24 protein-coding genes, 2 tRNA genes and 1 pseudogene are annotated in these 26,889 nt (G+C 42.9%); all 27 read right to left on the reverse strand.

Annotated elements, in window-relative coordinates:
• Positions 1-32: 32 nt before the first annotated feature.
• Complete coding sequence (locus tag HMPREF2685_RS02425) at positions 33-344, reverse strand: LiaF transmembrane domain-containing protein (protein ID WP_070465239.1); 312 nt, start codon at positions 342-344, stop codon at positions 33-35.
• A 200-nt stretch (positions 345-544) separates the two neighbouring features.
• A tRNA-Thr gene (locus HMPREF2685_RS02430) sits at positions 545-617 on the reverse strand.
• 46 nt (positions 618-663) lie between these two features.
• Positions 664-1,112, reverse strand: a pseudogene (locus HMPREF2685_RS10815) (GNAT family N-acetyltransferase).
• Between the two features lie 38 nt (positions 1,113-1,150).
• Positions 1,151-1,936, reverse strand: a complete 786-nt coding sequence (locus HMPREF2685_RS02445) for an ABC transporter permease (RefSeq protein ID WP_003004561.1) — start codon at positions 1,934-1,936, stop codon at positions 1,151-1,153.
• Position 1,937: 1 nt separating this feature from the next.
• Complete coding sequence (locus tag HMPREF2685_RS02450; RefSeq protein ID WP_003017344.1) at positions 1,938-2,756, reverse strand: ABC transporter permease; 819 nt, start codon at positions 2,754-2,756, stop codon at positions 1,938-1,940.
• 1 nt (position 2,757) lies between these two features.
• Positions 2,758-3,750 (reverse strand): ABC transporter ATP-binding protein, encoded by a 993-nt coding sequence (locus tag HMPREF2685_RS02455; protein WP_070465037.1) that lies wholly within the window; start codon positions 3,748-3,750, stop codon positions 2,758-2,760.
• A 359-nt stretch (positions 3,751-4,109) separates the two neighbouring features.
• On the reverse strand, positions 4,110-5,048 hold the full coding sequence (locus HMPREF2685_RS02460; protein WP_070465041.1) for an alpha/beta fold hydrolase: 939 nt from the start codon (positions 5,046-5,048) through the stop codon (positions 4,110-4,112).
• 84 nt (positions 5,049-5,132) lie between these two features.
• Entirely contained in the window at positions 5,133-6,014 is an 882-nt protein-coding gene (locus tag HMPREF2685_RS02465; protein WP_003004573.1) for a class II fructose-bisphosphate aldolase, read from the reverse strand.
• A 344-nt stretch (positions 6,015-6,358) separates the two neighbouring features.
• Complete coding sequence (locus HMPREF2685_RS02470) at positions 6,359-6,808, reverse strand: hypothetical protein (protein WP_070465042.1); 450 nt, start codon at positions 6,806-6,808, stop codon at positions 6,359-6,361.
• Between the two features lie 80 nt (positions 6,809-6,888).
• Positions 6,889-6,974 (reverse strand) — tRNA-Leu (locus HMPREF2685_RS02475).
• A gap of 124 nt (positions 6,975-7,098) precedes the next feature.
• Positions 7,099-8,712 (reverse strand): CTP synthase, encoded by a 1,614-nt coding sequence (locus tag HMPREF2685_RS02480; RefSeq protein WP_070465046.1) that lies wholly within the window; start codon positions 8,710-8,712, stop codon positions 7,099-7,101.
• Positions 8,713-8,885: 173 nt separating this feature from the next.
• Positions 8,886-9,581, reverse strand: a complete 696-nt coding sequence (locus HMPREF2685_RS02485) for a B3/B4 domain-containing protein (RefSeq protein ID WP_070465049.1) — start codon at positions 9,579-9,581, stop codon at positions 8,886-8,888.
• Positions 9,582-9,963: 382 nt separating this feature from the next.
• Positions 9,964-10,548, reverse strand: a complete 585-nt coding sequence (gene rpoE, locus HMPREF2685_RS02490) for a DNA-directed RNA polymerase subunit delta (RefSeq protein WP_003010182.1) — start codon at positions 10,546-10,548, stop codon at positions 9,964-9,966.
• Between the two features lie 371 nt (positions 10,549-10,919).
• Complete coding sequence (gene tig / locus HMPREF2685_RS02495; protein ID WP_070465052.1) at positions 10,920-12,203, reverse strand: trigger factor; 1,284 nt, start codon at positions 12,201-12,203, stop codon at positions 10,920-10,922.
• 128 nt (positions 12,204-12,331) lie between these two features.
• Entirely contained in the window at positions 12,332-12,895 is a 564-nt protein-coding gene (locus tag HMPREF2685_RS02500) for a TIGR01440 family protein (protein ID WP_049497648.1), read from the reverse strand.
• Between the two features lie 3 nt (positions 12,896-12,898).
• Positions 12,899-13,369: an ECF transporter S component gene (locus HMPREF2685_RS02505; RefSeq protein WP_003017988.1), complete on the reverse strand. Its 471-nt coding sequence runs from the start codon at positions 13,367-13,369 to the stop codon at positions 12,899-12,901.
• Positions 13,359-14,120: a bifunctional hydroxymethylpyrimidine kinase/phosphomethylpyrimidine kinase gene (locus HMPREF2685_RS02510; RefSeq protein ID WP_061591446.1), complete on the reverse strand. Its 762-nt coding sequence runs from the start codon at positions 14,118-14,120 to the stop codon at positions 13,359-13,361. The genes HMPREF2685_RS02505 and HMPREF2685_RS02510 overlap by 11 nt, the downstream gene beginning before the upstream one ends.
• Entirely contained in the window at positions 14,113-14,859 is a 747-nt protein-coding gene (gene truA, locus HMPREF2685_RS02515; RefSeq protein ID WP_061591445.1) for a tRNA pseudouridine(38-40) synthase TruA, read from the reverse strand. The genes HMPREF2685_RS02510 and truA overlap by 8 nt, the downstream gene beginning before the upstream one ends.
• Positions 14,860-15,095: 236 nt before the next feature.
• A complete protein-coding gene (locus HMPREF2685_RS02520; protein WP_070465055.1) occupies positions 15,096-18,632 on the reverse strand; it encodes a family 20 glycosylhydrolase in 3,537 nt (1,178 codons plus the stop codon).
• 161 nt (positions 18,633-18,793) lie between these two features.
• A complete protein-coding gene (gene dnaJ, locus HMPREF2685_RS02525; protein ID WP_013904676.1) occupies positions 18,794-19,927 on the reverse strand; it encodes a molecular chaperone DnaJ in 1,134 nt (377 codons plus the stop codon).
• A gap of 266 nt (positions 19,928-20,193) precedes the next feature.
• Positions 20,194-20,826, reverse strand: a complete 633-nt coding sequence (locus tag HMPREF2685_RS02530) for a DJ-1/PfpI family protein (protein WP_061455650.1) — start codon at positions 20,824-20,826, stop codon at positions 20,194-20,196.
• A 208-nt stretch (positions 20,827-21,034) separates the two neighbouring features.
• Complete coding sequence (gene dnaK, locus HMPREF2685_RS02535) at positions 21,035-22,858, reverse strand: molecular chaperone DnaK (RefSeq protein ID WP_070465057.1); 1,824 nt, start codon at positions 22,856-22,858, stop codon at positions 21,035-21,037.
• A gap of 255 nt (positions 22,859-23,113) precedes the next feature.
• Entirely contained in the window at positions 23,114-23,638 is a 525-nt protein-coding gene (grpE, locus tag HMPREF2685_RS02540) for a nucleotide exchange factor GrpE (protein ID WP_301355021.1), read from the reverse strand.
• A 24-nt stretch (positions 23,639-23,662) separates the two neighbouring features.
• A complete protein-coding gene (hrcA, locus tag HMPREF2685_RS02545; protein ID WP_003004578.1) occupies positions 23,663-24,697 on the reverse strand; it encodes a heat-inducible transcriptional repressor HrcA in 1,035 nt (344 codons plus the stop codon).
• 168 nt (positions 24,698-24,865) lie between these two features.
• Positions 24,866-25,639, reverse strand: a complete 774-nt coding sequence (locus HMPREF2685_RS02550; RefSeq protein WP_037607303.1) for a M15 family metallopeptidase — start codon at positions 25,637-25,639, stop codon at positions 24,866-24,868.
• Complete coding sequence (locus HMPREF2685_RS02555) at positions 25,629-26,330, reverse strand: histidine phosphatase family protein (RefSeq protein ID WP_070465059.1); 702 nt, start codon at positions 26,328-26,330, stop codon at positions 25,629-25,631. The genes HMPREF2685_RS02550 and HMPREF2685_RS02555 overlap by 11 nt, the downstream gene beginning before the upstream one ends.
• Positions 26,331-26,453: 123 nt before the next feature.
• A partial coding sequence (locus tag HMPREF2685_RS02560) for a histidine phosphatase family protein (RefSeq protein ID WP_148130436.1) occupies positions 26,454-26,889 on the reverse strand: 436 nt, incomplete at its 5' end.

The raw sequence follows: 26,889 nt of genomic DNA on the forward strand, positions 1-26,889 counted from the left end.
GAGGCTAGGACTTTTGTCCCAGCCTCCTTTCTTTATTTGTTGCTATTTTTATCCGGTAAAAGAAAACTAAGACCTACACAAGCGAGCACACCTGCTGTGATAACTAAAACATTTGAGACCGGCAAGAGATCGTAAATCGCATTTGCGATCATCAGTGCGATCAGGGCACAGATAACACTTGCCTTGTAATCTTTTTTCAAGAGATTTTCAAGAGTAAAGAAAGCAAATAAGAGAACGGGGAATAAAGGCCAGATATTCACATCGAGCTTTGGAAAGCCAACCATTCCCATTATCACAACCGCAAGAGCAGCCAAAATAAATCCAAGTCCAAGTAGTTTTTTCATCATCATATACCTCATTTTGATTATTCGGAAGTATTTCTTCCTTTGATGATTCTATGATAGCAGAGAGCTCCTACGGAGACAAGGACTTTTGACTAAGCGGTCAAAAATGGTGCCTATGCGGTCAAAAAAAGAAACGAGACAGAACGAATATGTGACTAACATCATTCGTCGTCTCGCTCCTTCAAAGCAGATTTTTTCTATGCCGATTGCAGGGATCGAACCTGTGACCTACGCGTTACGAGTGCGTTGCTCTACCAACTGAGCTAAATCGGCGATTACCTTCTTAGTATAGCACTCTGATAGCGGATGTCAAGCACTTTTAGTTGATCTTTTTAATCAGAATCTGACATGGATTCTGTGGATCCCATAGTTGCGGAAAAATCTCTAATTTTTTAAAACCAAGACTGCGATAAAAGACATTTGTTCGGTCATAATCTTTATTTGAACCTTCTGCGACTGTTTTGACCTGTAGGTAGTCCACTTGTTTGACTGCTTCTCTTTCTATAGTCGTAATTAATTCCCTTCCAATTCCTTGACCTTGGAATGATTTTTTCACGCCTAGACAGTCACTTCACTCGAATATGATAAACTTATAAACCCTACTACATCACTTTCTTGATAAGCAGCCCAAACTCGTAAATCCTTAGCTCCTTCAATGTAGGCTTGCGTGCTTTCTGGTATTCCAAACCATTCTGGCAAATCCCTTAAAATCTCAGCGACAACTGCCATTTTTTGATCTTCACCCTTGACTTCTTTAATTACAAACATCATAAGTTCCTTTCTTGATTTTAGTCTTACTTTACCTCTTACGAACCAGCACTTTCGTAGGCATCCAATCCCCTGTTCCAAAGTTTGAGGGAAATAACAAAGAAAACAAGGGAAATCAGAATCAAACCACCAATATTAAAGAGTCCATCCTTGTCCTGCAAGAAATAGCTGGCAGGATAGTAGGCCGTAAAGGCAAAAGGTACAATAAAGCTAATTAACCAACGAAGGAGCGAATTGTAAATAGAAATAGGATACTTGGCAAAATCATTAAACATATAGAAAATGTAAATCATGGCACCTGACTGCTTGGTCCAAAAAGCGATGCTGGCTGTAGCAATTTTCAAGGAAGTATAAATCAAGGTCGCAAAAGGAATACAAACTAGAAAAATCAGGAATTTTGGAAGAGTCCAAGCAATGCTAGTCGCCGTTGTCGCTAGTAAAATCCCACCGACCAAAAGTTCACCCAAGGCATCAATCTGAAAGGTCTCAACCAGGATGTGAAAGAGAGGATTGATAGGACGAGTCAGATACTTGTCAAACTCCCCTTTTCGAACTAGTCGTTGACCTAAAGCCCAGAGATTGTCAAAAAAGAGATGATCTAGTCCCTTTGGAATTAAGGAAAATCCATAGATAAAGGCAATTTCTTGAAAAGTCCAACCTTCTAGGGAGGGAATGTGTTGAAAGATGACATTGAGAAACAAGAGGTTCAGGCCTTGAGTCAGAAAGACTCCCAACACACCAACCACAAAATCTACCTTGTATTCCATGATTTGCTTGATATACTGTCTGATAAAAATCAGATGCATGCGTTGATATTTTTTCATACTAACCTCCCTGAATGGTGATAAATGACTGGACTCGTTTCCAAATCAACTGAGACAAGCCCACCATCACTATAAGCCAGAAAAGCTGAAGCAAAAGTGCTTGAAGAATCTGACTAGCATCGTATTTTCCAACAATAATCATGACCGGAGTGTAAATTAAGGATGAGAAAGGTAAGAAGGACAGAATATCTGAAATGACCTTTGGAAAGAAAGCCAAGGGGATCAAACTCCCAGACATAAAGGCCACTATGGAAGTCTTAAGTAGGTTGGAACCCCAAAGATTTTTAAATACAAAGGCTGAAAATCCAAAGCAGATATTAAAGAAAAAGTTAATCAGATAGGCCAGCGTTAAGCTAAAAAGATAAAGGGTAGTTAGTCCCAGCACTTCTACAATCCCTTGCCCAGATAAGATTTTCATCAAAACAATGACACTTAAAAATGGCAGTCCAACAGAGATAAAAATCAACCACTTGGAACCAAGCTCCGTAAAGAGGTAAGAAGCCGCAAAATGCACTGGTCGCAACAAGCGCATGATAATGGAACCATCCTTGACCTCATCACCAATCATAAAGGAAGAATCCGACCTAGTCAGAAGATTAGTCACAAAACTCATGATGATGTAGAGGGTGATATCCGCCATACTGAAGCCCTGAATCAAAGGCTCCTGGGAGGAATCAAAGACAGCCTTCCATAGATAAAAAGCCACAAAAGCACCCATGACATCGCCAATCCGATAAAGAATAAAGTTGACTCGATAGCTAATCAACTCCTGAATCCCTGCATTGATAAAGGGTTTATAACGTCTCCACAATTTGACCATCTTAGAGCTCCTTTCGATAGAAGCGACGGATAATATCTTCAATATCCGTATCTACCATCTTCAAATCACGGACCTCAAAATCAGATAAGGTTTGCTTGATAATATCGGCCGACTGGTAGCGGGAACTATCGAATTCAATATTGAGAGTATTTCCTTGTCTATCAATGGACATATCAGGCAAGCCCTCATAATGAGAGACTAGATGATTTTGACCTGGCGTCAGGTCAAAGGAGAGAGTCTTCATCTTGCCAAAGGTCTCCTTGAGCTGGCTAACCGTTCCATCAAAAATCTCTTGCCCCTTATCAATCATAAAAATCCGATCACAGAGTTGCTCAATATCACTCAAATCATGAGTAGTCAAGAGAATAGTTGTCTCTTCCTCCTGATTAATCTGGGTAATGGCCCGACGAATGTTGTCCTTGACCGACACATCCAAACCAATAGTCGGTTCATCTAAAAAGAGAACTTTGGGATTGTGAAGCAAGGAAGCCGCAATATCCGCCCGCATCCGTTGACCTAGTGAAAGAGTCCGCACAGGATCCTTGATAAATTCCTTCAAATCCAAAACTTCATTCAAAAAGTCCATGCGCTTATGGAAAAGCGAGTCCGGTACATCATAGATCTCTTTCAAAACCGTGTAGGTCTCTTGCAAAGCCAAATCCCACCATAGCTGGGTGCGTTGTCCGAAAACGACTCCAATATCCTTGACATAATCTTGGCGATTATCCTGGGGAATCTTGCCGTTAATCCGACAAAAGCCAGATGTGGGCTTCAAAATTCCTGTCAGCATTTTGATGGTGGTTGACTTCCCAGCACCATTTGCCCCGATAAATCCTAAAATCTGTCCTTTTGGAACTTCAAAAGTTAAATCCTTGACCGCTTCAAAGGTCTGCTTTTCAGGATGAATAAAGGAGCGCAAGGCTCCCTTTAACCCCGGCTCCTTAACTGTCTTCGCAAAATTTTTCCGAAGATGTTCCACTTCTATCATTGCCATATCTATCTCCCTATCGTAAGAAGCAACATTGTATTTTTGACTACAAATATTCTAAATCCTTACTTTCTACACTTTATAAATATTATTACAGAAGGCTTTATACCAACCTATTATAATCTAATAAAAAAAGGAATGCAAGCGCTTGCTTATTGATTGTGAAATTAGAGATTTCTCTCTTAAAATGAAACTTTTAATCAAAAATTCTGTTAAATAGTTTCCTTAAGACACCAAAAAACCTGCCCTTAGGGGCAGGCTTATTGTTAAGAAAAAGAATTTTTTTAATCGAGAAAATTAACGATTCTACTGTTAATCCTTCAGCATTTAATTATTATCATCAGTCTCAATGGATTTTTAAGCCCTCAATTATTCTCTAAAAATTCTTTAATACGAGAAACAATAGCATCGCTTTGATAATGATAGAGGTTGTGAGGCGCATCCATATAGACGACTTGAATATTCGACTGGTTTCTAGAAAAATCTTTTGCATAGTTCTGCCACTTCGATTGACTAAAGGTCGTGCCTTCACCGTTAGAAACCAGGAGTAAGGCTGGAATTTTCGGATTAATGCTAGATCGAACTTTCTTGGCATTTTCCTTTGCCAAACGGGATTCATGAAGCATGGCTTGTGACATCAACTGCTTATATGCTAGTAATTTATATTGTTGTCGTTCAGTTTCAGTCAGAGTTGGATTTTTTATATAAAAGGACTCTGGGAAATAACGGAGCAGGCCAATCTTACTCGTCCAATAGGCTAAGGTTATGAGAGTTGGGTGTTCTTTTAAATCTTCATAACTCGCTGGCAAGGCCCAATCCAGGCCAATCAAAGCCTTCACTTCATTCGGATATTTCTCTTGCCAAGCAAGACTCTCTAAACTAGCCATAGAATGCGAAATAATCACATAAGGACCTGAAACATGAGCTTGCGCCAAAGCTTGACGGGTCTCAGAAAGGACCTCCATCACATCTCTTGAACGATCACTATCTTCACTAAAACCATATCCTGCTCGCTCCACGACAACAACTTTGTATTTTTTGGATAGGGAATCTGATAGATTCTTAAAGTCTAAAATAGGAGAGGCGATACCTGCACCGGAAAGAAAAACTATCGTTTCAGATCCTTCACCTTTAATGTATACATTCATTTGATGTCCATTGACCGTGACCTCTTTACCGATAGGAGTGAGAAGCTTACTTTCTTTTTGCAAACTAAGTTGGTGAAAACCAAATGTACCTCCTAGAAAAAGGATAAGAACAACAAAAATGATCCAGCTAAACTGTTTAAATTTTTTCATAGGCATATTGTACAAAAATTAAATCCCGGAAGCAACTTTTCCCATACAAAAAAACAAGATCCACATGGGACCTTGCTTTCCTGTTTTTAATTAAGCTTTGCCTTCTGAACCGAATACGTCGATACGTTCTTCAACAGCTGCAGTAATTGCTTCGAAACCTGGTTTCAAGAATTTACGTGGGTCGAAGAGTTTCTTCTTGTCGTATTCTGCTTCGTTTGCATCGTATTCACGTACGAATTGACGAGTAGCATTTGCAAATGCGATTTGGCATTCAGTGTTCACGTTGACTTTTGCAACACCAAGTTTGATAGCTGCTTGGATTTGATCATCAGGGATACCTGATCCACCGTGCAATACGATTGGGAATCCTGGAACAGCTTCAGTCAATTTTTGCAAGTGGTCAAGGTGAAGACCTTTCCAGTTTGCTGGGTAAGGACCGTGGATGTTACCGATACCTGCAGCCAAGAAGTCGATTCCTGTAGCAACCATTGCTTTAGCATCTTCGATTGGTGCCAATTCACCGTCACCGATGATACCGTCTTCTTCACCACCGATAGTACCAACTTCAGCTTCTACTGAGATACCTTTAGCATGAGCTTTTTCAACGACATCTTTCGCCAATTTAAGGTTTTCTTCAACTGGAAGGTGTGAACCGTCAAACATGATTGAAGTGTAACCAGCTTCGATACATTCAAGAGCATCGTCGTAGTGACCATGGTCAAGGTGAATAGCAACTGGTACAGTAATACCCATTGATTCTACAAGGTTTTCAATAAGGGCTTTACATACTTTGTAACCACCCATGTATTTAGCAGCACCCATAGAAGTTTGGATAAGTACTGGAGCTTTCTTAGCTTCTGCTGCACGCAAGATAGCTTGAGTCCACTCAAGGTTGTTTGTGTTAAATCCACCAACTGCATAACCATTGTCACGAGCTGCTTGGACAAATTTTTCTGCTGAAACGATTGCCATTTGTTATAGGCCTCCTATAAATTTTTGTGGGGTTAATCCCACTTACATTGTTTATTTTATCACTTTTTAGATGAAATTGCTAGTTTTTCCTGTAGCTTTAAGCGATTTCTTCCGATAAATAGGACGGAATCTCCTATCTCCTAAAACTCTCATCCTAGCAAATAAGTAAAAGAGGCTGGGACAAAAGTCCTAGCCTCTCAATTATTTTTGGATTGTCGAGCAAGACGCAGTGGTTGAGTGGGCTCTACTACGCTGCTTTCATCAGCTTTTACAGTCCTACTCAACTGTGCGGAGGTGGGACGACGAAATCGAATTCTAACGAATTACCGATTTCTGTCCCACTCTCAATTCTCTTCTTTAAAATTTTTTAGTGAAAGGAGAAAGGCAATCCCGCAAATCACAAGGAGTACTGCTACAACCCATTGAGAATAGAAATAAGCAGCAAATAATTGACTGTCGGTGAACATTTTTCCAAGAAGCCCGTTTACCAATCTAAAAAGAAAAGGAAAGGTGTCAGGTACAGCAAGAAATATCGCAACAAGTAGAATAAAGCCTGCCATCAAGAAAAGATTGGGAATCCACTTTTTAATCCTTTTCTCTTTTCTGAGCAAATACTTAGAAGCAATCGCCACTAAAAAAATGAAAACATTCCATATGTTTAAGGCAATAAAATATCTAAAAGTATCCTTGTATGCGCCTATCGCCATCGCTAAAATTAGGATAGGACCGAAAAAATTAATGGCACTTCCCAATAGTGCAAAGAGGCCATCGACCAAAACCAGATACTTCTTCATATTCTCACCTCATCTCACATCTATTCTACCACAAAGGTTTCGAGAAACAAAAAAAGATAGCCGAAGCTATCTTGATCCGATGCGGAGAGAGGGACTTGAACCCTCACGACCTAAAGCGGTCACAGGATCCTTAGTCCTGCGCGTCTGCCAATTCCGCCATCCCCGCGATTGAGTACTTTACTAGTATATCAATCAACGACTTTTTTGTCAAGATTTTTTTCAAACTTTTTTCAGAGTTTGTCATTTTTTCACAAAAAGGGAGCAGGTCCTTCGACCTGCTCCCTTGATTTTTATTTGCTATCGTGGTTTTCAACTGCCGCTGTGATAAAGGCTGTGTAAAGTCCTTCTGGGCGGTTTGGACGGCTTGACAATTCTGGGTGGTATTGGCAAGCAACAAAGAATTTGTTTTCTGGGATTTCAACGATTTCGACCAAACGGTTGTCTGGTGAAACGCCTGAGAAGACAAATCCTGCTTCTTCGAACTGTTCACGGAAAGCATTGTTAAACTCATAACGGTGACGGTGGCGACGTTGTACCACTTCTTGATTGTCATAGGCAGCTGCTGCTTTTGATCCTCGTTTGAGTTTAGAAGGGTAAAGACCGAGACGGAGCGTTCCACCCATGTCTTCCACATCGATTTGGTCCCGCATGATATCGATAATTGGATACTTGGTTTCTGGATCCAATTCGGATGAATTAGCCCCTTCCAAACCTAAAACGTGACGGGCAAATTCGATACAGGTTAACTGCATACCCAAGCAGACACCCAACATTGGGACGTCCTGTTCACGCGCATACTTGATGGCTTGAATTTTTCCTTCTGTTCCCCGTTGACCAAAACCACCTGGGACGATGATCCCATCAGCATCTCCAAGGAGTTCTGCCACATTTTCGGCTGTCACATCATTGGCATTAACCCAATTAATCTTGACTTCAGCATCATTCACATAACCTGAGTGCTTCAAGGCCTCAACGACAGAAATGTAGGCATCTTGCAATTCCACGTATTTTCCAACTAAGGAAATCTTGACCTGCTTCTTGAGGTTCATGACCTTATCGACCATCGCAGACCATTCTGTCATATTTGCTGCAGGAACATTCAATTTCAAATGGTCACAAACGATTTGGTCCATATTTTGTGCTTGCAAGTTCAATGGGATTTGGTACAAATGTTCCACATCAAGTGATTCAATGACAGCTTCTGGTGCGACATCACAGAATTGAGCCAACTTGTTCTTAATTCCTTGACCAGCTGGTTTTTCTGTACGGATGACCAACATATTTGGTTGAATCCCAAGACCACGCAATTCTTTCACAGAGTGTTGGGTCGGCTTGGTTTTCATTTCTCCCGCAGCCTTCAAGTAAGGTAGAAGAGTGGTGTGGATGTACATAACGTTTTCAGCACCAACATCTGCCTTCATTTGACGAAGAGCTTCAAGGAATGGAAGGGATTCAATGTCTCCAACTGTTCCCCCGACTTCTGTGATGATGACATCTGAATCCGTCGTCGTCGCTGCTCGTTTGATCTTTTCTTTCAAGGCATCTGTAATATGAGGAATAACCTGTACAGTCGCGCCCAAGTATTCTCCGCGACGTTCTTTGCGAAGAACTTCGCTATAAATTTTCCCTGTTGTCACATTTGAGTACTTATTCAGATTGATATCAATGAAGCGTTCATAGTGACCAAGGTCCAAGTCTGTCTCTGCACCATCGTCTGTGACAAATACTTCCCCGTGTTGGTAAGGGCTCATTGTCCCTGGGTCAATATTGATATAAGGGTCAAATTTTTGGATGGTCACTTTCAATCCACGATTTTTGAGCAAGCGACCAAGACTTGCTGCGACAATCCCTTTCCCGATGGATGATACGACACCACCCGTGACAAAAATATATTTTGTTGACATGTGCTTTCCTCTTCTTCTAATGTTGTAGAGGCCATTCCTCTTTGCAGAAAAAACAAAAATAGCTCCCTAATCCTTAGGGAGCTCCGACCTCAAAATGAGGTGCCCGAACAATATCTTACCGCAAATGGTCTACTTTGTCAAATTGAAAATTTCATGAAAATTATTTTCTCTGTTTACACGACCTTTTCCACTCCATTTTGTGTGACGAGAAATTTCTCAAATTGAAGCCGAGGCATGCAAGAAGCAAGGTCCTTGTGGATTCGCTCCAGCGCTTCTAAACGCATCTCGACTGACGTCTCGGTATTTCCTTGGATGACAAAGAGGGCGTTTTGCGTAGTCTCCTCAAATTTGTAATGGTCACTATCGCGTACATCCAACCAAGCCAAAACTCCTTTTTGATCCCGGTAGACAGGATCTGTCGGTGCGACATGTTTTTCACTAGAAAGGATCGGGAGGAAGAGATCGTCTCTTTGACTCACTGTAAATTCAATCGGTCCCTCAATCTTATCTAGGTCATGTCCTCCGATCGCGAGAAAAGACTTCAGAGATTCGACATTATAGATATCAATGATGCTATTGATCTGAGGAAGAGCTCCTCGATGCTGGATGTTTCGGATAAGAGCTAGGACCGTTGGGGGATTTTTCTTGATGCTACGCCCTACATTTTGCAAGAGGTCTGTATACCCTTTGATGACAGGAGATGCCACTACTTCTTCTGTCTGACACTGGAGCGCCCATTGTTCAAGCTCTTTCTTCTTTTCAAGAAAAGAAGGGAGCAAAACTGCTTGAGGATCCACATTTCTAGCAATTCCGACCACAACCGTATCAATACCAAGAGCTACTAAACTTTGATCTAAACGAAAGTCCATCTGGAACACCTCCTATTGGGAAACCTTACACGTTTATCATACGCCATTTCGCCACTTTTTTCAATGCAAACAAAAAGAAACAAGGAACAATTTTTTTCAGAAGATAGATAAACTATTTTTATTGACATATAAGTCAATAAATTACTTGCAATCCATCTTCTACTTTTAAAAAATCAAAGGATATTCTGAAACTTTCCACCGTGAGAAAAGTGCCTGAAACGTTTTTGTTTCAGGCACTCGGGAGTTTTGAAACCTTAGGTTCAAAACTAAGTCATGGAACTTCGTAGAAGTTCGCTGACGTCCGTACTCATCTAAGGAAAGTTTCTGGGAAAACTTCGTCTTCAATAAAAAAACAAGGAACAATTTCCTTGTTTCATATGATTTATTCTTCTTCCTCGTCTTCAGAATCCTCTTCTTCGTCGTCTTCTTCGCTTAATTCAACTTCCTCACCCAAATCATCTGGTACGATTTCATTGATTTCAGCATCGTAAGCTTCGACTTCACTCTTTTCATCATCTGGATTTTCTTCATCATATGAAAGAGCTGGATCTGCTTCGTAAACTTCTTCGTCTTCTGGATCGTCGTCGTTGTAGTCGATCGCATCTTCGTCTCCATCCATGAAGGCATTGACACGTTTTTTCTTCCGTTTCTTAGGAGTTTCATCTTCGTCTGTTTCTTCAAGAGCGATGATTTCCTCGTCAACTTCATCGATGGCATACCATGAACGAAGACCCCATTTGTTATCTCCAAGTGGGATAAAGCTTCCATCGACATTCAATTCTGTGTAGAACAATGGAAGAGCTTCACGGATCTCGCTGTTTGATTTTTCAAGGTAATTTTGAATTTCATTTACAAGATCACTAAAGTACATTTCATGGTCACGTCCGCGTAATTCCAAAATCGCACGCGCCACTTCAATCATAGAAAGTTCACTTTTTTCTTGTCCAGCAAATACTTCTAATTCCAAGGGTAAATCTCCTTATGTTTCATTTCCTAAATGGAGAAGGATCCGGTCTTAAACCTCATCCTATCCTCGATGATAGATTGAAAACTTCTCGTCACTAAATCTATCACGCATTTTATCGTTACACTCTATTGTACGATAAATTTCCCCTTTCGTCAAAGGAAAATTCCAGGATTCTCCATGAAATCAGAAAAGGGAGTGGGAAAGAACTCCGACTAGTTAAAAAGAGTTCGTTTTCCCACCCCCGCACAGTTGATTAGGTCATCTTTGGAGCTTAAAGGCGAACAAAGATGCCAATCAACCACTGCGTCATACAGTTATTTCTATCCAACATCAAAGGCTGAACAGTTGTTGTCCAGCCTTTTTAATCTCAATTATTTTACTTTTGCTGTGCTTGTGATCACGTTCACGGCTTTCTTCACTGTGATGTCATGTTTCAACATTTCTGGTGAAAGAAGGTTGCGAACTTGTTCAACTGGCATGTTGTAATCTGCTGCCAATTGTTCGATTTCAGCGTTAATTTCTTCTTCAGTTGCTTCGAAACCTTCTGCTTTGGCTACTGCTTCAACCACGAGGTTTGTCTTAGTGCGGCTTTCAGCTTCTGCTTCATATTGTTTGTGAAGATCATCTTGAGTTGTTCCAGTAATTTGGAAATACATTTCAGGTGAGATTCCTTGACGTTGCATATTTCCAAGGAATTCGTTGATTGAACGGTGTACTTCTTCGTGGATCATTTCTTCTGGAAGTTCAACGATTTCAGCATTTTCAACTGCAAGATCGATCGCTGCTGCTTCTACTGCATCGTTGTATGCTTCTTCTTTTGCTTCTGCCAATTCTTTGCGGTATTTTTCTTTCAATTCAGCAAGAGTTTCAACTTCTTCATCGATGTCTTTTGCCAATTCATCGTCAAGAGCTGGTACTTCTTTTGCTTTCACTTCGTGGATAGTTGTCACGAATTTCGCTTCTTTACCTGCAAGGTCAGCTGCTTGGTAGTCTTCTGGGAATGTTACGATCACGTCAACTGTTTCACCAGCAGAGTGTCCAACCAATTGGTCTTCGAAACCTGGGATGAATTGACCTGAACCAAGTCCAAGTGAGAAGTTGTCACCTTTACCACCGTCGAATTCAACACCGTCGATAGATCCAACGAAGTCGATTACAACTGTGTCGCCTTCTGCTGCAGCACCTTCTTTAACAACCAATTCAGCCAAGTTGTTGCGTTCGCGTTCGATACGAGCATCCACATCAGCGTCTGTTACTTCTTTAGAAACTTCTACTGATACTTCAAGGTCTTTGTAAGCACCCAATTTTACTTCAGGTTTTGTTACAACAGCTGCTGTCAATGTCCAGTCTTGACCTTTTTCCATAGATACAACATCGAAAGTTGGTTGTGCTACAACTTCGATTCCAGCTTCTTTAACAGCTGCTTCATATGCTACTGGAAGAAGATCGTTCAAAGCATCTTGGTAAAGAGCTTCTTCACCAAAACGTTGGTTGAAGATTGGACGTGGAATATGACCTTTACGGAATCCAGGTACGTTCAAAGTTTTCTTAACTGACTCAAACACACGGTCCAAAGCAGGTTTGATTTGCTCTTGGCTGATTGTGAAAGTCAATACACCGTGGTTAGTTTCTTTGTTTTCAAATGATACAGACATTCTGTCTCTCCTTAAAATAATATAGTCATTCCTTATAATTTTACCACAAAACTTTGAAATTGCAAGTTTTAAAACGTTTTTGCCTCTCTTTTCATCCAAAAAAACTAGCCCTTAAAAGCTAGTTCTGATTATGATTTTCGGATGGGATCATCGAGGTAGAGAGCACGGGCGCCACCGATCAATTTTGGACGACTGGCCAGGGCTGTGACATGGGCTCCACCTAGTTCACGCAAGATAGGGCGAATCGGAACTTGCACGTGTTTGACATGCATCCCTACTGAGGTATCTCCGATGTCTAACCCGGCTTGAGCTGTGATAAATTCCACCTCAACAGGATCCTTAAAATACTTGAAAGCTGCGAGTTGGCCAGCCCCTCCTGCATGGAGACTCGGAAGGACATTGACGATTTCTAGCTCCTTCTTGTCCGCCAATTCTCTCTCGACCACCAAGGCGCGATTGAGATGCTCACATCCTTGTACCGCCAGATAAATCCCTCTTGGATTCAACTCATCTAATAAGGTCTGGACAATAGCTTCGGCAATGTCGATGTTGGAGGCTTTTCCAATTTGCCCTCCTGCAACTTCACTTGAAGACATCCCGAGGACTAGAATCTGTCCTTGGCGGAGACGGCTTTTTTCCAAGACATCTACCAGGATTTCTTTTGTATCCTTCTTCAGTTGCTCCAGATCCATGAATTAGCTTCCTTTCTTTTGAAATGCATAATAGACCACATAGCCTAAAGCCATTCCAACAAAATTCTGAGCGAGGTTATTCGGAATGTCCGAGATAGCAGCTCCCCAACCATTGCCTAAAAAGAGGGCAGAAGCTAGTGCGTAACCGCCTACCATCACGACTGTCGCAAGGAGCAAGCCTAAGTAACGAGCTTTGCCCTTGAAGCCAGCGAAATAGCCTTGTCCCCCGTGAAAGAGGAGGCTAAAGAACATCCACTGAGGATAGCCTGAAATCAGATCGAGTAGGAAGGCTCCGACACCACCTACAATAGCACCCTCCTTGCGCCCAAAATAGAAGGCTGTGAAATAGGCACCAAGATCTAGCAGGGTGACGATCCCTGTAGGAGTTGGAAGTTTTGTATAGTAGCCAAGTACAACTGTCAAGGCTGTCAAAATGGAAAGGCGGGCAATGAGTTGAGTTCGATTAGATGTCATATTGTACTACTCCATACTGGTCTGAATGTTGAATCGCTTGGAAAACAAAGTCTTTAGAGGCTTTAACAGCTTCAAGTGGAGATTTCCCTTGCACCAACTGGCTGGAAATGCTAGACGCAAAGGTACAACCAGCTCCTGTATTGTTCTTTTCTAAGACCGGCTCTTCAATGATGGTGAAGTCTGTCCCATCATAAAAGACATCGATGGCCTTTTCTTTATTGAGACGATTGCCTCCTTTGACCACGACATTCGCTGCTCCTAATTCGTGGAGCTTGCGCGCTGCTGCCTTCATATCGTCGAGCGATTGAATCTTGCTTTGGGTCAAGATCTCAGCTTCTGGCAAGTTCGGCGTGATGATCGTCACATAAGGGAAGAACTTAATCAATTCGTCTCGAAGAGCTGAAACTTCTACATCATGGCTTTCCTTGCAGACCAAGACAGGATCTAGTACCACAGGGATCTCCGCATGGGCTTTTACATAGTCCAAGGCCAAGTCTGCCACTTCAACATTTGGCAAAAGACCGAGTTTAATAGCAGAGAAAGGAACATCCTTGAGAGAGTTGAGCTGCTGCGCAAAGGTCGTCGGATCCACCGGAATCACTTCAAAACCGTGCTCCGTCATAGCGGTCAAACAAGTCACCGCTACAAAACCATGCTGTTTGTTGGTCGTATAGGTTGCAAGGTCTGCGTGAAGACCTCCCCCACTAAAAATATCATTTCCTGAAATAGCTAGAATCAATTCATTACTCATAACGGATCTCCTTTAAATATAAGCCATTTGGCGCTGCTGTAGGACCTGCTAGATTGCGGTCCTTCTTTTCTAAAATTAGATCGATCTGCTCGATCGGCATCCGATCATTTCCAATCTTCAACAAAGTTCCCACCATATTGCGGATTTGCTTGTAGAGAAAACCATTGCCCGAAAAGGTAAAGACAAGGCGATGATGCTCTGCATCCTCGACCAAGCGAGCCTCTGTAATCGTACGAACCTTGTCTTCCACACTGGTTCCCGAAGCTGTAAAGCCGGTGAAATCATGGGTTCCCTCCAACTTTTGGATGGCTGCTTGCATCTTTTCCACATCCAAAGAATAAGGATAGTGGGTGGCATAGTGGCGCATCATGGGGTTCTTGGGACGACCATAATCCACGATGAATTCATAGGTCTTGCTGTGCTTCTTGTAGCGTGAGTGAAAGTCATCTGCTACTTGCTCTACTCGGATGAAATCAATATCCTCTGGGGTTTGGGTATCGAGGGCAAAGCGAAGCTTTTCCTCGTCCCGCGCTTGAGGGAGATCAAAATGAATCACCTGCCCAAGAGCATGGACACCGGAATCCGTTCGCCCCGCTCCATGGATGGTCACAGGATTTCCTTGATTGAGACGCGTCAAGGTCTTCTCGATTTCCTCTTGCACACTACGGGCATGCGGTTGGCGTTGAAACCCTGCAAACAAGGTCCCGTCATATGAAATGGTTGCTTTGTATCGTGTCATGGTTTTATTTTAGCAAGATATAGAAGGGGTTACAAGAGTGAAAAAACCAAACTGTCCGGGTACAGTTTTGCAAGCACAAAAAGAGGCTGGGACAAAAGTCCTAGCCTCTCAATTATTTTTGGATTGTCGAGCAAGACGCAGTGGTTGAGTAGGTGGGACGACGAAATCGAATTCTAACGAATTACCGATTTCTGTCCCACTCTCTCAACTTCGACCTGTTACAAGTCAACTAGGTCTCAGTCTCTTTTTTTATTTTTCAAGTCCATTCCTGCTGCTCCTAAGATCGCTCCTAGTAAAGCGAGTCCAAGTGCAGATTCCACTCCTGTTTCTGGAAGTTGCTTGTTAGAAGATACTGTTTCTGAACGAACCTCTTTTTCCACAGCTGCTGGAATTGTCGTTGGGATATTTACTGGTGCTACTGGTTGATCCTTCGCGATCACTTGAGGCGTTGAAGGATCTGGAACCACTTTGTTTACAAGCACATCTGACTTCACTGGTGCTTCTACTGAAGGGCTTGTTGGGATCACGACTTCTTTGGTACCGACTTCAACAATTTCTGCAACAGGCTCTGTGGCAACTTCTGTAGCGATCACTTTTCGACTTTGATCAAGTGCCGAAACCTCTACATAGTCAAGACCTTGCCCTTTAACCCCAGCCTGGATCACTCTGCGTTCTCCTTTAGCGAGATCTGGATTGGGCCGTTCCACAAGGTCAAAATCAAGTTCTTTTTCTACGATTTCAAGACTTGGTTTGTCTTCCACTAGGGCTTTGACGTCATTTTCAGCCAAGCTACCTACTTGCGTGATTGGCTTGAGCCCCGCAAGGGCTTGGGTTAGAGCAGCCACTTCTTGATCCACCTGATCTTGATGAGCACGGCTCACATTCCAATTCAAGCTATCTAAGACTTTCGCAAGTGCTGCGCGAGATTCTGGTGTGTATATGGCTAGATCTGTTGGCACCGTAGCAACTGCTTTTCTAAGAGCAGTGAAGTCTGCCTTGAAATAGTCCTTGTTGTGGTTGGCAAAAGCTTCCATGACCTGGAAGACTTCTTCTTCCTTGTATTCATTGGCCGGCTCATCAGCCCAAATTCCCAACATACTTCCGGATGTCGGTATCTTGACATCAGGATATTTGGTTGAAGCTAATTGTTCAAATGGAACGGTTTCTGAATGTTGAAGAGCTTTATCGAGTGGATAGCTTTGCTCTCCTCTATGGCCCAAAACATAGTACCAGTCACCGTTGGTATTGAGGAATTTGTAGCCCTTGTCTGCGAGGTACTGTGGAGATGCGAGGTTATAGCCCCACCATCCTTTAGACCAGTATGAAATCAAGACGTCCTTGTCAAAGGCAACATCATCTTCATCTCCATAATAGAAGCCATCGTTAAAGGCCATTGGCTGCAAGCCTTTTTCACGCGCCATAGCAGCAAGACTATTGGAATACTCCGCAAATTTACCATAGAGTTCATACCACTTGAGGTAGTACCAGCCTTGCGCACTGGTAGCGTCATTGGCATATTCATCCGTTCCATAATTAAAGATCTTAGACTTGTCTTTGAAGTAGTCCATGTACTTGCCAATCAAGGCTTTGGTAAAGTTGACTGCTGCTTCATTGGTCAAATCCATGGTTGTTTTTGAAACCGTATCAAAGCTGGCTTGTGGATTTTCAATGCCCAATTTTTCCATGGCAACCAACAAAGCATCCATGTGGCCAGGACTATTGACCGCCGCAATCAAGCCGATTCCTTTCGCAGTAGCATAAGCATGGAGTTCATCCATTTCTGTTTGAGTCAAGGCTTGACCATTTGGATCATCGTAATAGGCCTTGGTGCCTTCTAAAATGGCCTTTTTCACATCATCACTGGCATAGGTTTTGCCATTGGCTTCCACCGTCATATCATCGAGGACGAAGCGCATGCCATCGTTTCCGACCAGGAGGTGCAAGTCAGAATAACCCAACTCACTGGCCTTATCTACGATCCGTTTCAACTGCTCCAGTGAGAAGTATTTGCGGCCTGCATCGATCGAGATGACCTTCTTCATGGCAAGTTTTTCTTCCGCTTCTTTTGCTGCAACTTCTTTCGCGTAGCTTTCTGTATACACCAAAACATCTTGAGCTGCTTTGAGATTGTCGATCAAGGTTTTGGCCTCTGCTCGAGTGGTGTTTGCTCCTGCCCCTTCTAAAGCTTTTTTAGCTGCCGTAAAGGCTACTAGAGATTCCGGTGTGTAGTGGTCCAAATCAGTTGGAGCTTCTGAAAGAGCTTTTTCGACGACTTCAGGATCTGCTACAAAGTAGTCCGCATTCTTGTCCGCGAAAGCATGCATGAGCTTAAAGAGAAGGTCTTTTTTGTAGGTTGCAGATGGCGTATCTGCCCAGGCAGCTACCATCCCACCGATGAAGGGCACCTTAGCCCCATCATTTTTTTGAACCACATCAATCGCTGACTTGGAAATTCCTTCAAGACCTTGATCAAGGTTGTACCAACCAGATCCAGCCTTGTCCCGTCCAAGCACATAATACCAAGCATCATTGGTATTAAGAATCTGATGACCTAGTTCAGACAAGAGTTTTGAAGAAGCGACATCATAGCCGTTCCAGCCACCTGTCCAGTAGGAGACAATGATATCCTTGTCAAAAGTGCCATAGGAAGTATCGCCATTGTAGTAGATTCCATCATTAAAAGCCATTGGTTTCATCTTGTGTTTTTTCACAATAGCTGCTAGATCATTAGCATATTGGATGAATTTTTCATAGCCTTTTTCTGGATAGCCTTCACCTGGCCAATGCTTGCTAGCTTGGAGAACCTGCCAACCATGGGCATCTGTAGCATCGTTGGCATATTCATCCAACCCGATGTTAAAGATTTCTGTCTTGCCACTGAAATAAGCTGCATACTTTTCTACCAAAGCCTTGGTAAAGTCTAAGGCTTTTTGGTTGTCCAAATCAACTGTCCGAGCTGATTTTTTAGTGCCAAAGTAATTAAAGTGAGGGTTTTCGATCCCCAATTGTTCCATGGCTGTCAGAATCGCATCCATGTGACCTGGACTATTAATGGTTGGGATGACGCCTACTTTCTTCGATTTGGCGTAGGCCAAAATATCATCCATTTGAGCCTGGGTCAAGGCTGTCCCGTTTGGATCATCGTAATAAGCCTTCGTCCCTTTTTCAACCGCATCTGTCACGGCTTGGCTAGAATAAGAAGTATCTCCCACTTTCAAAGACATGTCATCCAGCACAAAGCGCAAACCATCATTTCCAACTAGAAGATGCAAGTCTGTATAACCCGTCTTACTTGCTTCATCAATGATTTCCTTGATTTGGTCTGGTGAGAAGTACTTGCGACCGGCATCGATCGAAACAATCTTTTTCTTGGCTAATTTTTCTTCTTGGTCAGGAGCTTTAGCAGGTGTTTCCGTCGCTGCTGTCGTTGGTTGAGCTGCCACATCCGACTCTGCGACCGAGCTCGCTTCTTCGCGAATCAAACGGTCAAGATCTGATACCCGCAGTTCACGATCAGGCAGTGTCGGTTGACTTTGATCGACGATTGGGGCAGGAGCCGTTGTTTTTTCTACTACTGGCTGAGAAGCTTCCTCGTTTAGGGAACTAGTCGACTCACCCTCGCTTGGCTGAGTTGGTACTGTCGTTGCAGGACTGTCAGTAGTCGTTGGTGTATCAGCAGCTACAACCTGAGCGCTAGCAAAAAATCCTATGAGCACTGAAGCCGCTCCTACCGCGTACTTACGAATAGCATAACGTGGTTGATGTGATTTCATCAGGACCTCCTAAATTGTCTTTGTAATCGTTTTCTTAAATTTACCACGATATCTTAATAAATTCAATGAGGGTTCTCATTATTCTTTAATTAGGAGAGGAAGTTCTTGGATTCGATCCAAAATAAAACGAGCCCCTTACTCAAAAGGAAACTCGTTTATTCTTATAAGTCATCTAAAGCATCTTTGACCTTATCAAAGAAGCCTTTTTTCTTTGGGTTGACCTTCAAATCACTTGCTTCCGCAAAGGCTTGAAGGGCTTCTTTTTGCTTGTCATTTAAACCAGTTGGGGTGACAACATTGACAGACACATATTGATCTCCCATGGCACCACCACGTAAGCTTGGAGCACCTTTTCCACGGAGACGGAATTTCTTACCGGTTTGAGTTCCTTCAGGAATCACCAAATCGACATCTCCGTGAACGGTTGGCACATGGACTGTATCTCCAAGAGCTGCTTGGACAAAGTTCAAGTCTAACTTGTAGTAGATGGTTGAGCCATCTCGTTCGAAGCGATCGCTCGGCTCAACATTGACAACAACATACAAGTCTCCATAAGGGCCACCGTTAAAGCCAGCTTCTCCTTGACCAGCTAGGCGGATTTGTTGACCTGTTTCAACTCCAGCAGGAATCTTGACGTTCACGCTATGGGCTTGTTTTTCATGACCCGTTCCACGACAAGTACTACACGGATCTTTGATTTCTTGACCACGACCATGACAGACATCACAGGTCACTTGACGGCGCATCATTCCAAGAGGAGTTTGCGTATCCACATTGATGACCCCAGAACCATGACAGCGTCCACAGGTCACCGGACTAGTCCCTGGCTTAGCCCCAGAACCATGACAGGTATGACAGCTTGCTTCACGATGGTACTTGACTTCTTTTTCAGCACCAAAAATCGCTTCTTCAAACTTGAGATTAACGCGGTATTGGAGGTCATCCCCTTGACGAGGCGCATTTGGATTACGACTTGCACCTCCTCCAAAGAAGCTAGAGAAGATGTCTTCAAAGCCACCAAATCCAGCACCATCAAAGCCACCAAATCCACCTGCTCCGCCACCGAAGCCACCATTGGCCCCCGCAGCACCATATTGGTCATAAGCAGCCCGTTTTTGCTCATCACTCAAAGTCTCATAAGCTTCTTGAACTTCCTTGTACTTTTCCTCAGCACCAGGCTCCTTGTTGATATCTGGGTGATATTTTTTAGATAATTTCCGATAGGCTTTCTTGATCTCATCTTGAGATGCATTCTTTGAAACGCCCAAACGGTCATAAAATTCAGTATTGTTCATACAAGATACTAAGAGCGAACAGAAAGCGACTGAAATTTAGGAAACCGACAAGAAATCCTGATTTCTTAGGCGGTTTATCTAATTTCCAAGCTTTCCGCTCGAGTTCAATTCCCCGAACGCTCTTTGTTCCTTTCTATTGATGTTGTGAATCAAACCACGATTTAGATCGGGTTCAGTTCCTTTCTTTTATATTGAATTAGAAACTTTGGAACCCGTGTTCAGTTACGAACACTCTTTGTTCCTTTCTATAATTTTCATGTAAATCTTTAGAGGCTGTTTTCTATACTTCGCTTCACTTGATCAAACTCTTGGTCCGATAGAGTAAATATCAAATTCTCTTCTGAGTAGTCGTTTCGTTCTTTAAAATAGTTGTCCGTATTCTCTGCCAACCCTAAGCTTAGAATTACTTTTCTTGCAAACTCTTGATGGGCAAAACCGATAGCCGTAATGTTTTGTTTATCTTGCACAACCAGTTTGGGTTGGAAATTCTCACGTGGAAGAAATTCAAAATAATCAAAGAAGTTTTGCCAAATTCCACCTGTAAATTTCGTGTCCTTCAACAGACCTGCTTTCGCTAATAAAAGAGGCGCTGAAGAAATGGCTGCAATGAGGATATCTTGCTCACCAAGGTCCCTCAAGAACGAAATCAATTTCTCATCCTGTAGAGCAGGTCCAATGTTAACCATTCCGGGCAAAATCACACAAGAATACTCTTCTATACGGATTTGATCTAGTGTTTTCGTTGGTTGACAAGGCAAGCCATCCTCAGAGACCACTACCGAATGATCTGAAGCGGCATAATCAATCGTAACATCAAAAGACAGAGCTAAAGTACTCGTTAAAGCAGTTATCTCATAAAGAGAAAAATTAGGATAAATGATACAAAGCACTTTTTTCATACGCAACATCCTCTATTTTACCGAAAAACAGAGGCTGGGTTGCAACCTCTGGATTTCTTTTTATCATTACGACGTTCTAAAACAAAGTCGATTATACTTTGTTTTAGAACTAGTAAGGCTGAATTGAGTTTCGGATTAAAGGAATCCTAGAATCTCGGAACCTTTCTTTATTTCAAGAGGTTCCGCTAAAACAATCCACTGGATTGTTTTACTTTTCCGTAAACTCTCCGTCTACGACGTCATCGCCTGCGTTGCCTGTTGCTTGTGCGCCTTCTGCTCCTGCTTGAGCTTGTTGCGCTGCTGCAGCTTGTTCGTAGAGTTTCACAGCAAGTCCTTGAGCTTTTTCGTTCAAGGCTTCCAATTTTGCTTTCATTTCATCCAAGTTGTTGTCTTCTTGGGCTTTCTTAAGCTCATCAAGGGCAGCTTGGGCAGCATCACGTTCTGCATCGAAGCCTTTACCTTCAGTTTCTTTGATTGTCTTTTCAGTCGCAAAGATAGCTTGGTCTACTTCGTTACGAAGGTCAACTTCTTCTTTACGTTTCTTATCTGCTTCAGCGTTTGCTTCTGCATCTTTCATCATGCGGTCGATTTCTTCGTCTGTCAAACCTGAGTTTGATTGGATAACAATGGTTTGTTCTTTTTGAGTTCCAAGGTCTTTCGCTTTAACAGATACGATACCGTTCTTATCGATGTCAAAAGTAACTTCGATTTGTGGGATACCACGAGGTGCAGCTGGGATATCAGTCAATTGGAAGCGTCCAAGAGTCTTGTTATCTGCTGCCATTGGGCGTTCCCCTTGAAGAACGTGAATATCAACGGCTGGTTGGTTGTCTGCTGCAGTTGAGAAGACTTGTGATTTAGATGTTGGAATTGTTGTGTTACGGTCGATGAGTTTTGTGAAGACTCCACCCATTGTTTCGATACCAAGTGACAATGGAGTTACGTCAAGAAGGACAACGTCTTTGACGTCACCAGTGATGACACCACCTTGGATCGCAGCACCCATAGCCACTACTTCGTCAGGGTTCACTGATTTGTTTGGTTCTTTACCAGTTTCAGCTTTAACAGCTTCTACAACGGCAGGGATACGAGTTGAACCACCGACAAGGATAACTTCGTCAATGTCTGACAAGCTCAAACCTGCATCTGAAAGGGCTTGGCGAACTGGAGTCTTAGTACGTTCTACAAGGTCACGAGTCAAATCATCGAATTTCGCACGAGTCAATGTCATTTCCAAGTGAAGAGGTCCAGCCTCACCAGCAGTGATGAATGGCAAGCTGATTTGTGTTGAAGTAACACCTGAAAGGTCTTTCTTCGCTTTTTCAGCTGCATCTTTCAAACGTTGAAGAGCCATCTTGTCGTTTGACAAGTCGATACCATTTTCTTTCTTGAATTCTGCTACCAAGTAGTCGATGATTTTTTGGTCAAAGTCGTCACCACCGAGTTTATTATCCCCTGCAGTTGCCAATACATCGAAGACACCGTCACCCAATTCAAGGATAGATACGTCGAATGTACCACCACCAAGGTCGAATACCAAGATTTTTTCTTCTTTATCAGTCTTATCCAAACCATAAGCAAGGGCTGCTGCTGTTGGTTCGTTGACGATACGTTCTACTTCAAGACCAGCAATTTTACCAGCGTCTTTTGTTGCTTGACGTTGTGCGTCGTTGAAGTATGCAGGAACAGTAATAACTGCTTTCGTTACTTTTTCACCAAGGTAATCTTCAGCATAACCTTTCAAGTATTGAAGGATCATAGCTGAGATTTCTTGTGGAGTGTATTCTTTTCCGTTAGCAGAAACTTTTTCAGAAGTACCCATCTTAGATTTGATAGAGATCACTGTATCTGGATTTGTCACTGCTTGACGTTTTGCAGCGTCACCAACGATAATTTCACCGTTTTTGAATGAAACTACAGATGGAGTTGTGCGGTTACCTTCTGGGTTTGCGATAATTTTTGATTCAGTTCCTTCAAGAACTGCTACTGCTGAGTTTGTTGTACCTAAGTCAATACCGATAATTTTAGACATATGTTTTTCTCCTCGTTGTTTTTTATCTTTTTTTCTTTCTGATACTCTTCTTAAGTGGCGACGCCGTCAGAGCTTGACTTCGTCAATCTCTTTGACTAAACTTTGAGCCTAAGGTCTCAAAGTTTGCGAAGATACCGCCACGGCGAAGAGTATCGCCTTTGGTTCGCTTCGCTCACTATTGGCAAAGCCAAACCAATGTTAATCTTTCTTTCATAGTTTAGTGTCGTTTCGGACAAGGTTTTTAAGTTCTCTAGCCTAGTTATAAACCACTACCATGGCTGGGCGTAGGATGCGGTCATGGAGTTTGTAGCCTTTTTGGAAGACTTGTGCGATGGTGTCTGCTGGATGTTCATCATCTGCAGGCAAGGTTTGGATGGCCATGTGGTAGTTATGGTCAAAGGCTCCGTCCGCTGGAATTTCTTCGATTCCTTCTTCTTTCAGAGCATGTACCAAACTTTCTTGGACCATTTCCAAGCCCTTCTTCACATCATCTGTCAATCCTTCGACGGCAAGGGCACGTTCGAGGTTGTCAAGTGATGGTAAGATCGCTTTTGCCAAATCTTGGCTACGGTATTTTTGTAATTGTTGACGTTCTTCATTGGCACGGCGCTGAATGTTTTGCATTTCTGCATGAGCACGAAGGTACTTGTTTTCAAATTCCTCGGCACGCGCTTGTGCTTCTTCTAACTCAGAAGGTTGGTTGCTTTCCTCTACAACTTCTTCAGTTGTTTGGGCAACTTCCTCTTCTTTCACGTCTTCTTTTTTGATATCTTCTGTCAAGGCATACACCCCTTTCATTTGATCTTAATTTACTTCATAATGGTTGCTGTTGAGGTAACGGTAGTAGTCCGTCAACTTCATAACCAGTACCCGTCCGATGACATTGACCAGGCTAATCACACGCCTGTAATCCATCTCTACGGGACCGATCACATGCATGAGGGCCATCCCACGATAAGGCACTAGGAACTTGTGACTAATCACCGTCACATTTTTCAAGGCCTTTTCTTGGGATTCTGCAACCAGGATCTGGGTCATTTGGTCTTCTGGCATTCCCCCTCGTAACTCCAAGGCTACGTGTTGGGGATTATCTAAGAACTGATAGGTCTGAAGATCGGCGTAGGTTAATGATGAAACCTTTCCTTCTACAAAGACCAGTTCTTGAAACAGTTGCGAGAAGACGTAATCAAAGAGATCCAGCACATTGTCTGTCGTCTTGAAATAGCGCTGTACAATCTGTGGAATCTCTGTCCGCAAACGGTAGTGGATATCCAAGACTGTATTTCCAATGAAGCGTTCTTGAACCAGCTGATGGAAGATTTCCAAATCACTGGTTAAGAAATTCTTTGGAATGGCAAACTGGACGGTGACGGGCTTTGATTCATCCAAGGTCAACACCGCTAAGGCATCGTGATTGGATAATGGAACAATCTCAAAACCAGTCAAGCGCTGACGTGTCGGTTCAACATCCTGAATGACTGCGGTGTAGCCCGTCATTTGGGCTAGTAACTTAGCTGTAGCATCCAAGATATCGTCTAACTTAAAGGCTTCGAAATCAAAGGCTTTCACCACCTGGTAGACATCTTGCTCATCAATCAACTCTAGATCAAGCGAGTTCTGAACAAAATATTGAAAACCAGCTCGACTAGGCATGCGGCCACTCGAAGTGTGGGCCTTTTCAAGTAAGCCTTGTTTTTCGAGGGCAGCCATGTCGTTTCGAATGGTCGCACTACTGGATTGAATGACATCTTGTAGCGCTTTTGAACCGACTGGTTCGTGGGTCTTGGTAAAGATATCGACAACAAGATTGAGAATCTCATTTTGACGTTCTGTAACCATGACCTCACCTCTCTTTCATTTTTTAGCACTCTAAACACTCAAGTGCTAAACTATGATTCTATTATACACCCATCCAAAAGAAAGTCAAGAGAAAAATCCAAAAAATTAGCACTCTTTTTTCAAGAGTGCTAAAAATCATTCTTAAGACCTAGAGAAGTGAATCTCCTCTTATTTGCCAGCTTTTTTCAATAGCTGAATATATTCTTCCAATACTAGCTGATGCTTGGCCATATACTGAGCATTTTCTACGCCAACATAACGGAAATGCCAATTCTCAAAATTCACACCCGTGATGTTGCTCTTCCCATCTGGGTAGCGAAGGACAAAGCCATATTGCGGTGCGATGGCAGCCAGCTGCATGCCCAACTCATCACTTTGGCCAGCTTCGACACTCATATCAATCGCAAGTCCCGTCTGGTGTTCACTAGCACCAGGGACCTGTACCTGAGTCTGCACCTGCTTTTCAGCTTCTTCATGCGAAAGACCACTAGCCTCTAGTTGCGCAACACGTTCATTATAGAGCTCTGTTTGTTCGGCCACACTTCGATAGCCTGATATCAAGGTTTCTTCTGGGGCAATTTTTCGAGCTGCTTCTAAGAATTGACGAGTTGGTTCTACAATCCGACTATCCACTTTGATAGCATCCACATCTGTCAATTGTGGGTTCAGCTCAGGCTTCACATTGTCACGATTAACCAAGATCAACTGCCAGTCTTTGGTCGAAACGGCTGGTAAATCTGATTTTTCTTTCTTTTTCTTAGAAGAAGAGGGAGTCGTTACAGCTGTTTTTTTAGCCTTCCAAAACTGAAGCCCTGAAAACAAGCTTGGCTTCGCTAAGTAAGCACCAATTCCCGATCCAAGGACCACAAGAAGAAAGAAACTCAATAGGTAAGGCCACCATTTCTTACGTTTTTTTCTTGCGCGTCTATACTTATTCGTCATGGCTACCCTCTAGAAGTTTTGCTCCAACCTTACGATAAGACATATCCCCAATCTTTTCAATACTGAAAGCACCATCCTCATAGGCCAAAACCGTCACGCTTCCGTTGTCCAAGACCAATTCTTCGACCGCTTTTGGATCGATGAGATAAATCAAGGTCGTAATCGTCATGCCATGGCTAACCACAATAGCATTGCCACCGCCAGCTGCTTCTACTTCTTTTGCGATAGCTTCAAATCCTTCTAGGATCCGGCCACTCAAGGTACCCCAGGATTCAGCCCATCCAGTGGTATCCACTTCGACGATCCCTTCTGCTAACTCCATTAGGCTCAACTGATGGAAATCATCGACCTTAAAGACACGAGGTAAGACCCCCATGAAGAGATCACCATCATAAGCACCGTCAAAACTACCAAAACACCACTCGCGGATCCGTTTGTCATAACGATAAGGGATTTTCCCTGTCAGACCGAGTTCTTGAAGAATAATTCCCATGGTTTGAATGGTGCGTCCAGAATCACTCGAAACAGCCTCTTCAAAAGAAAGCCCAGCTTCCTTGAGACCAAGTCCTAATTCTCGAATCCCACGCTCTCCTGCTTCTGTCAGCGGAGTGTCTGACCAGCCCTGTGCTCGCCCAATGGTATTAAACATGGTTTTTCCATGACGAGCAATATATAATCTGGTTTTTGTCATTCTATTACCTCCGTATGTATCTCTTTCATTATATCATTTTTTGCAAAAAGAAAGTAGGAAAGCTCTTACAAGTTTTGAGAGAAAGAAAAGGCCATGACCAAAGGGTCAGCCTTTCAGGATGGACTAGGATTCTTGCAAGCTTTCACCTACCTCACGGTAACTGCTATCTCCAACCCCCTTAACCGTCAATTTTCCATCTTCATATTCTACAAGGGTAACACTACCGTTTGAAAGAGGCAGATTGAGATTTGGTTTTCCTTCGATCAAGCAGACCAAGGTCTGAATGGTCCAACTATGGCTGACCACCAAGGCATTGCCTCCACCATTTTCTTCTACTTCTTTGGCGATGGCTTCAAAACCTTCTAGGATTCGGCTTTTCAAAACTTCCCAAGGTTCAGCCCAATTCGCTGTGTCCACTTGGCAAATGCCATTGGCCAAGTCTTCCAAGGTCAAGGTCTTATAATCCTCTACATCTAGCACGCGCGGCACGACACCGTGAAAGAGCTCCCCACCGTATGCCCCATCAAAGCTACCAAAACACCACTCGCGGATCCGTTTG

Source organism: Streptococcus sp. HMSC074F05, from assembly GCF_001808725.1.
GTDB lineage: Bacteria > Bacillota > Bacilli > Lactobacillales > Streptococcaceae > Streptococcus > Streptococcus parasanguinis_I.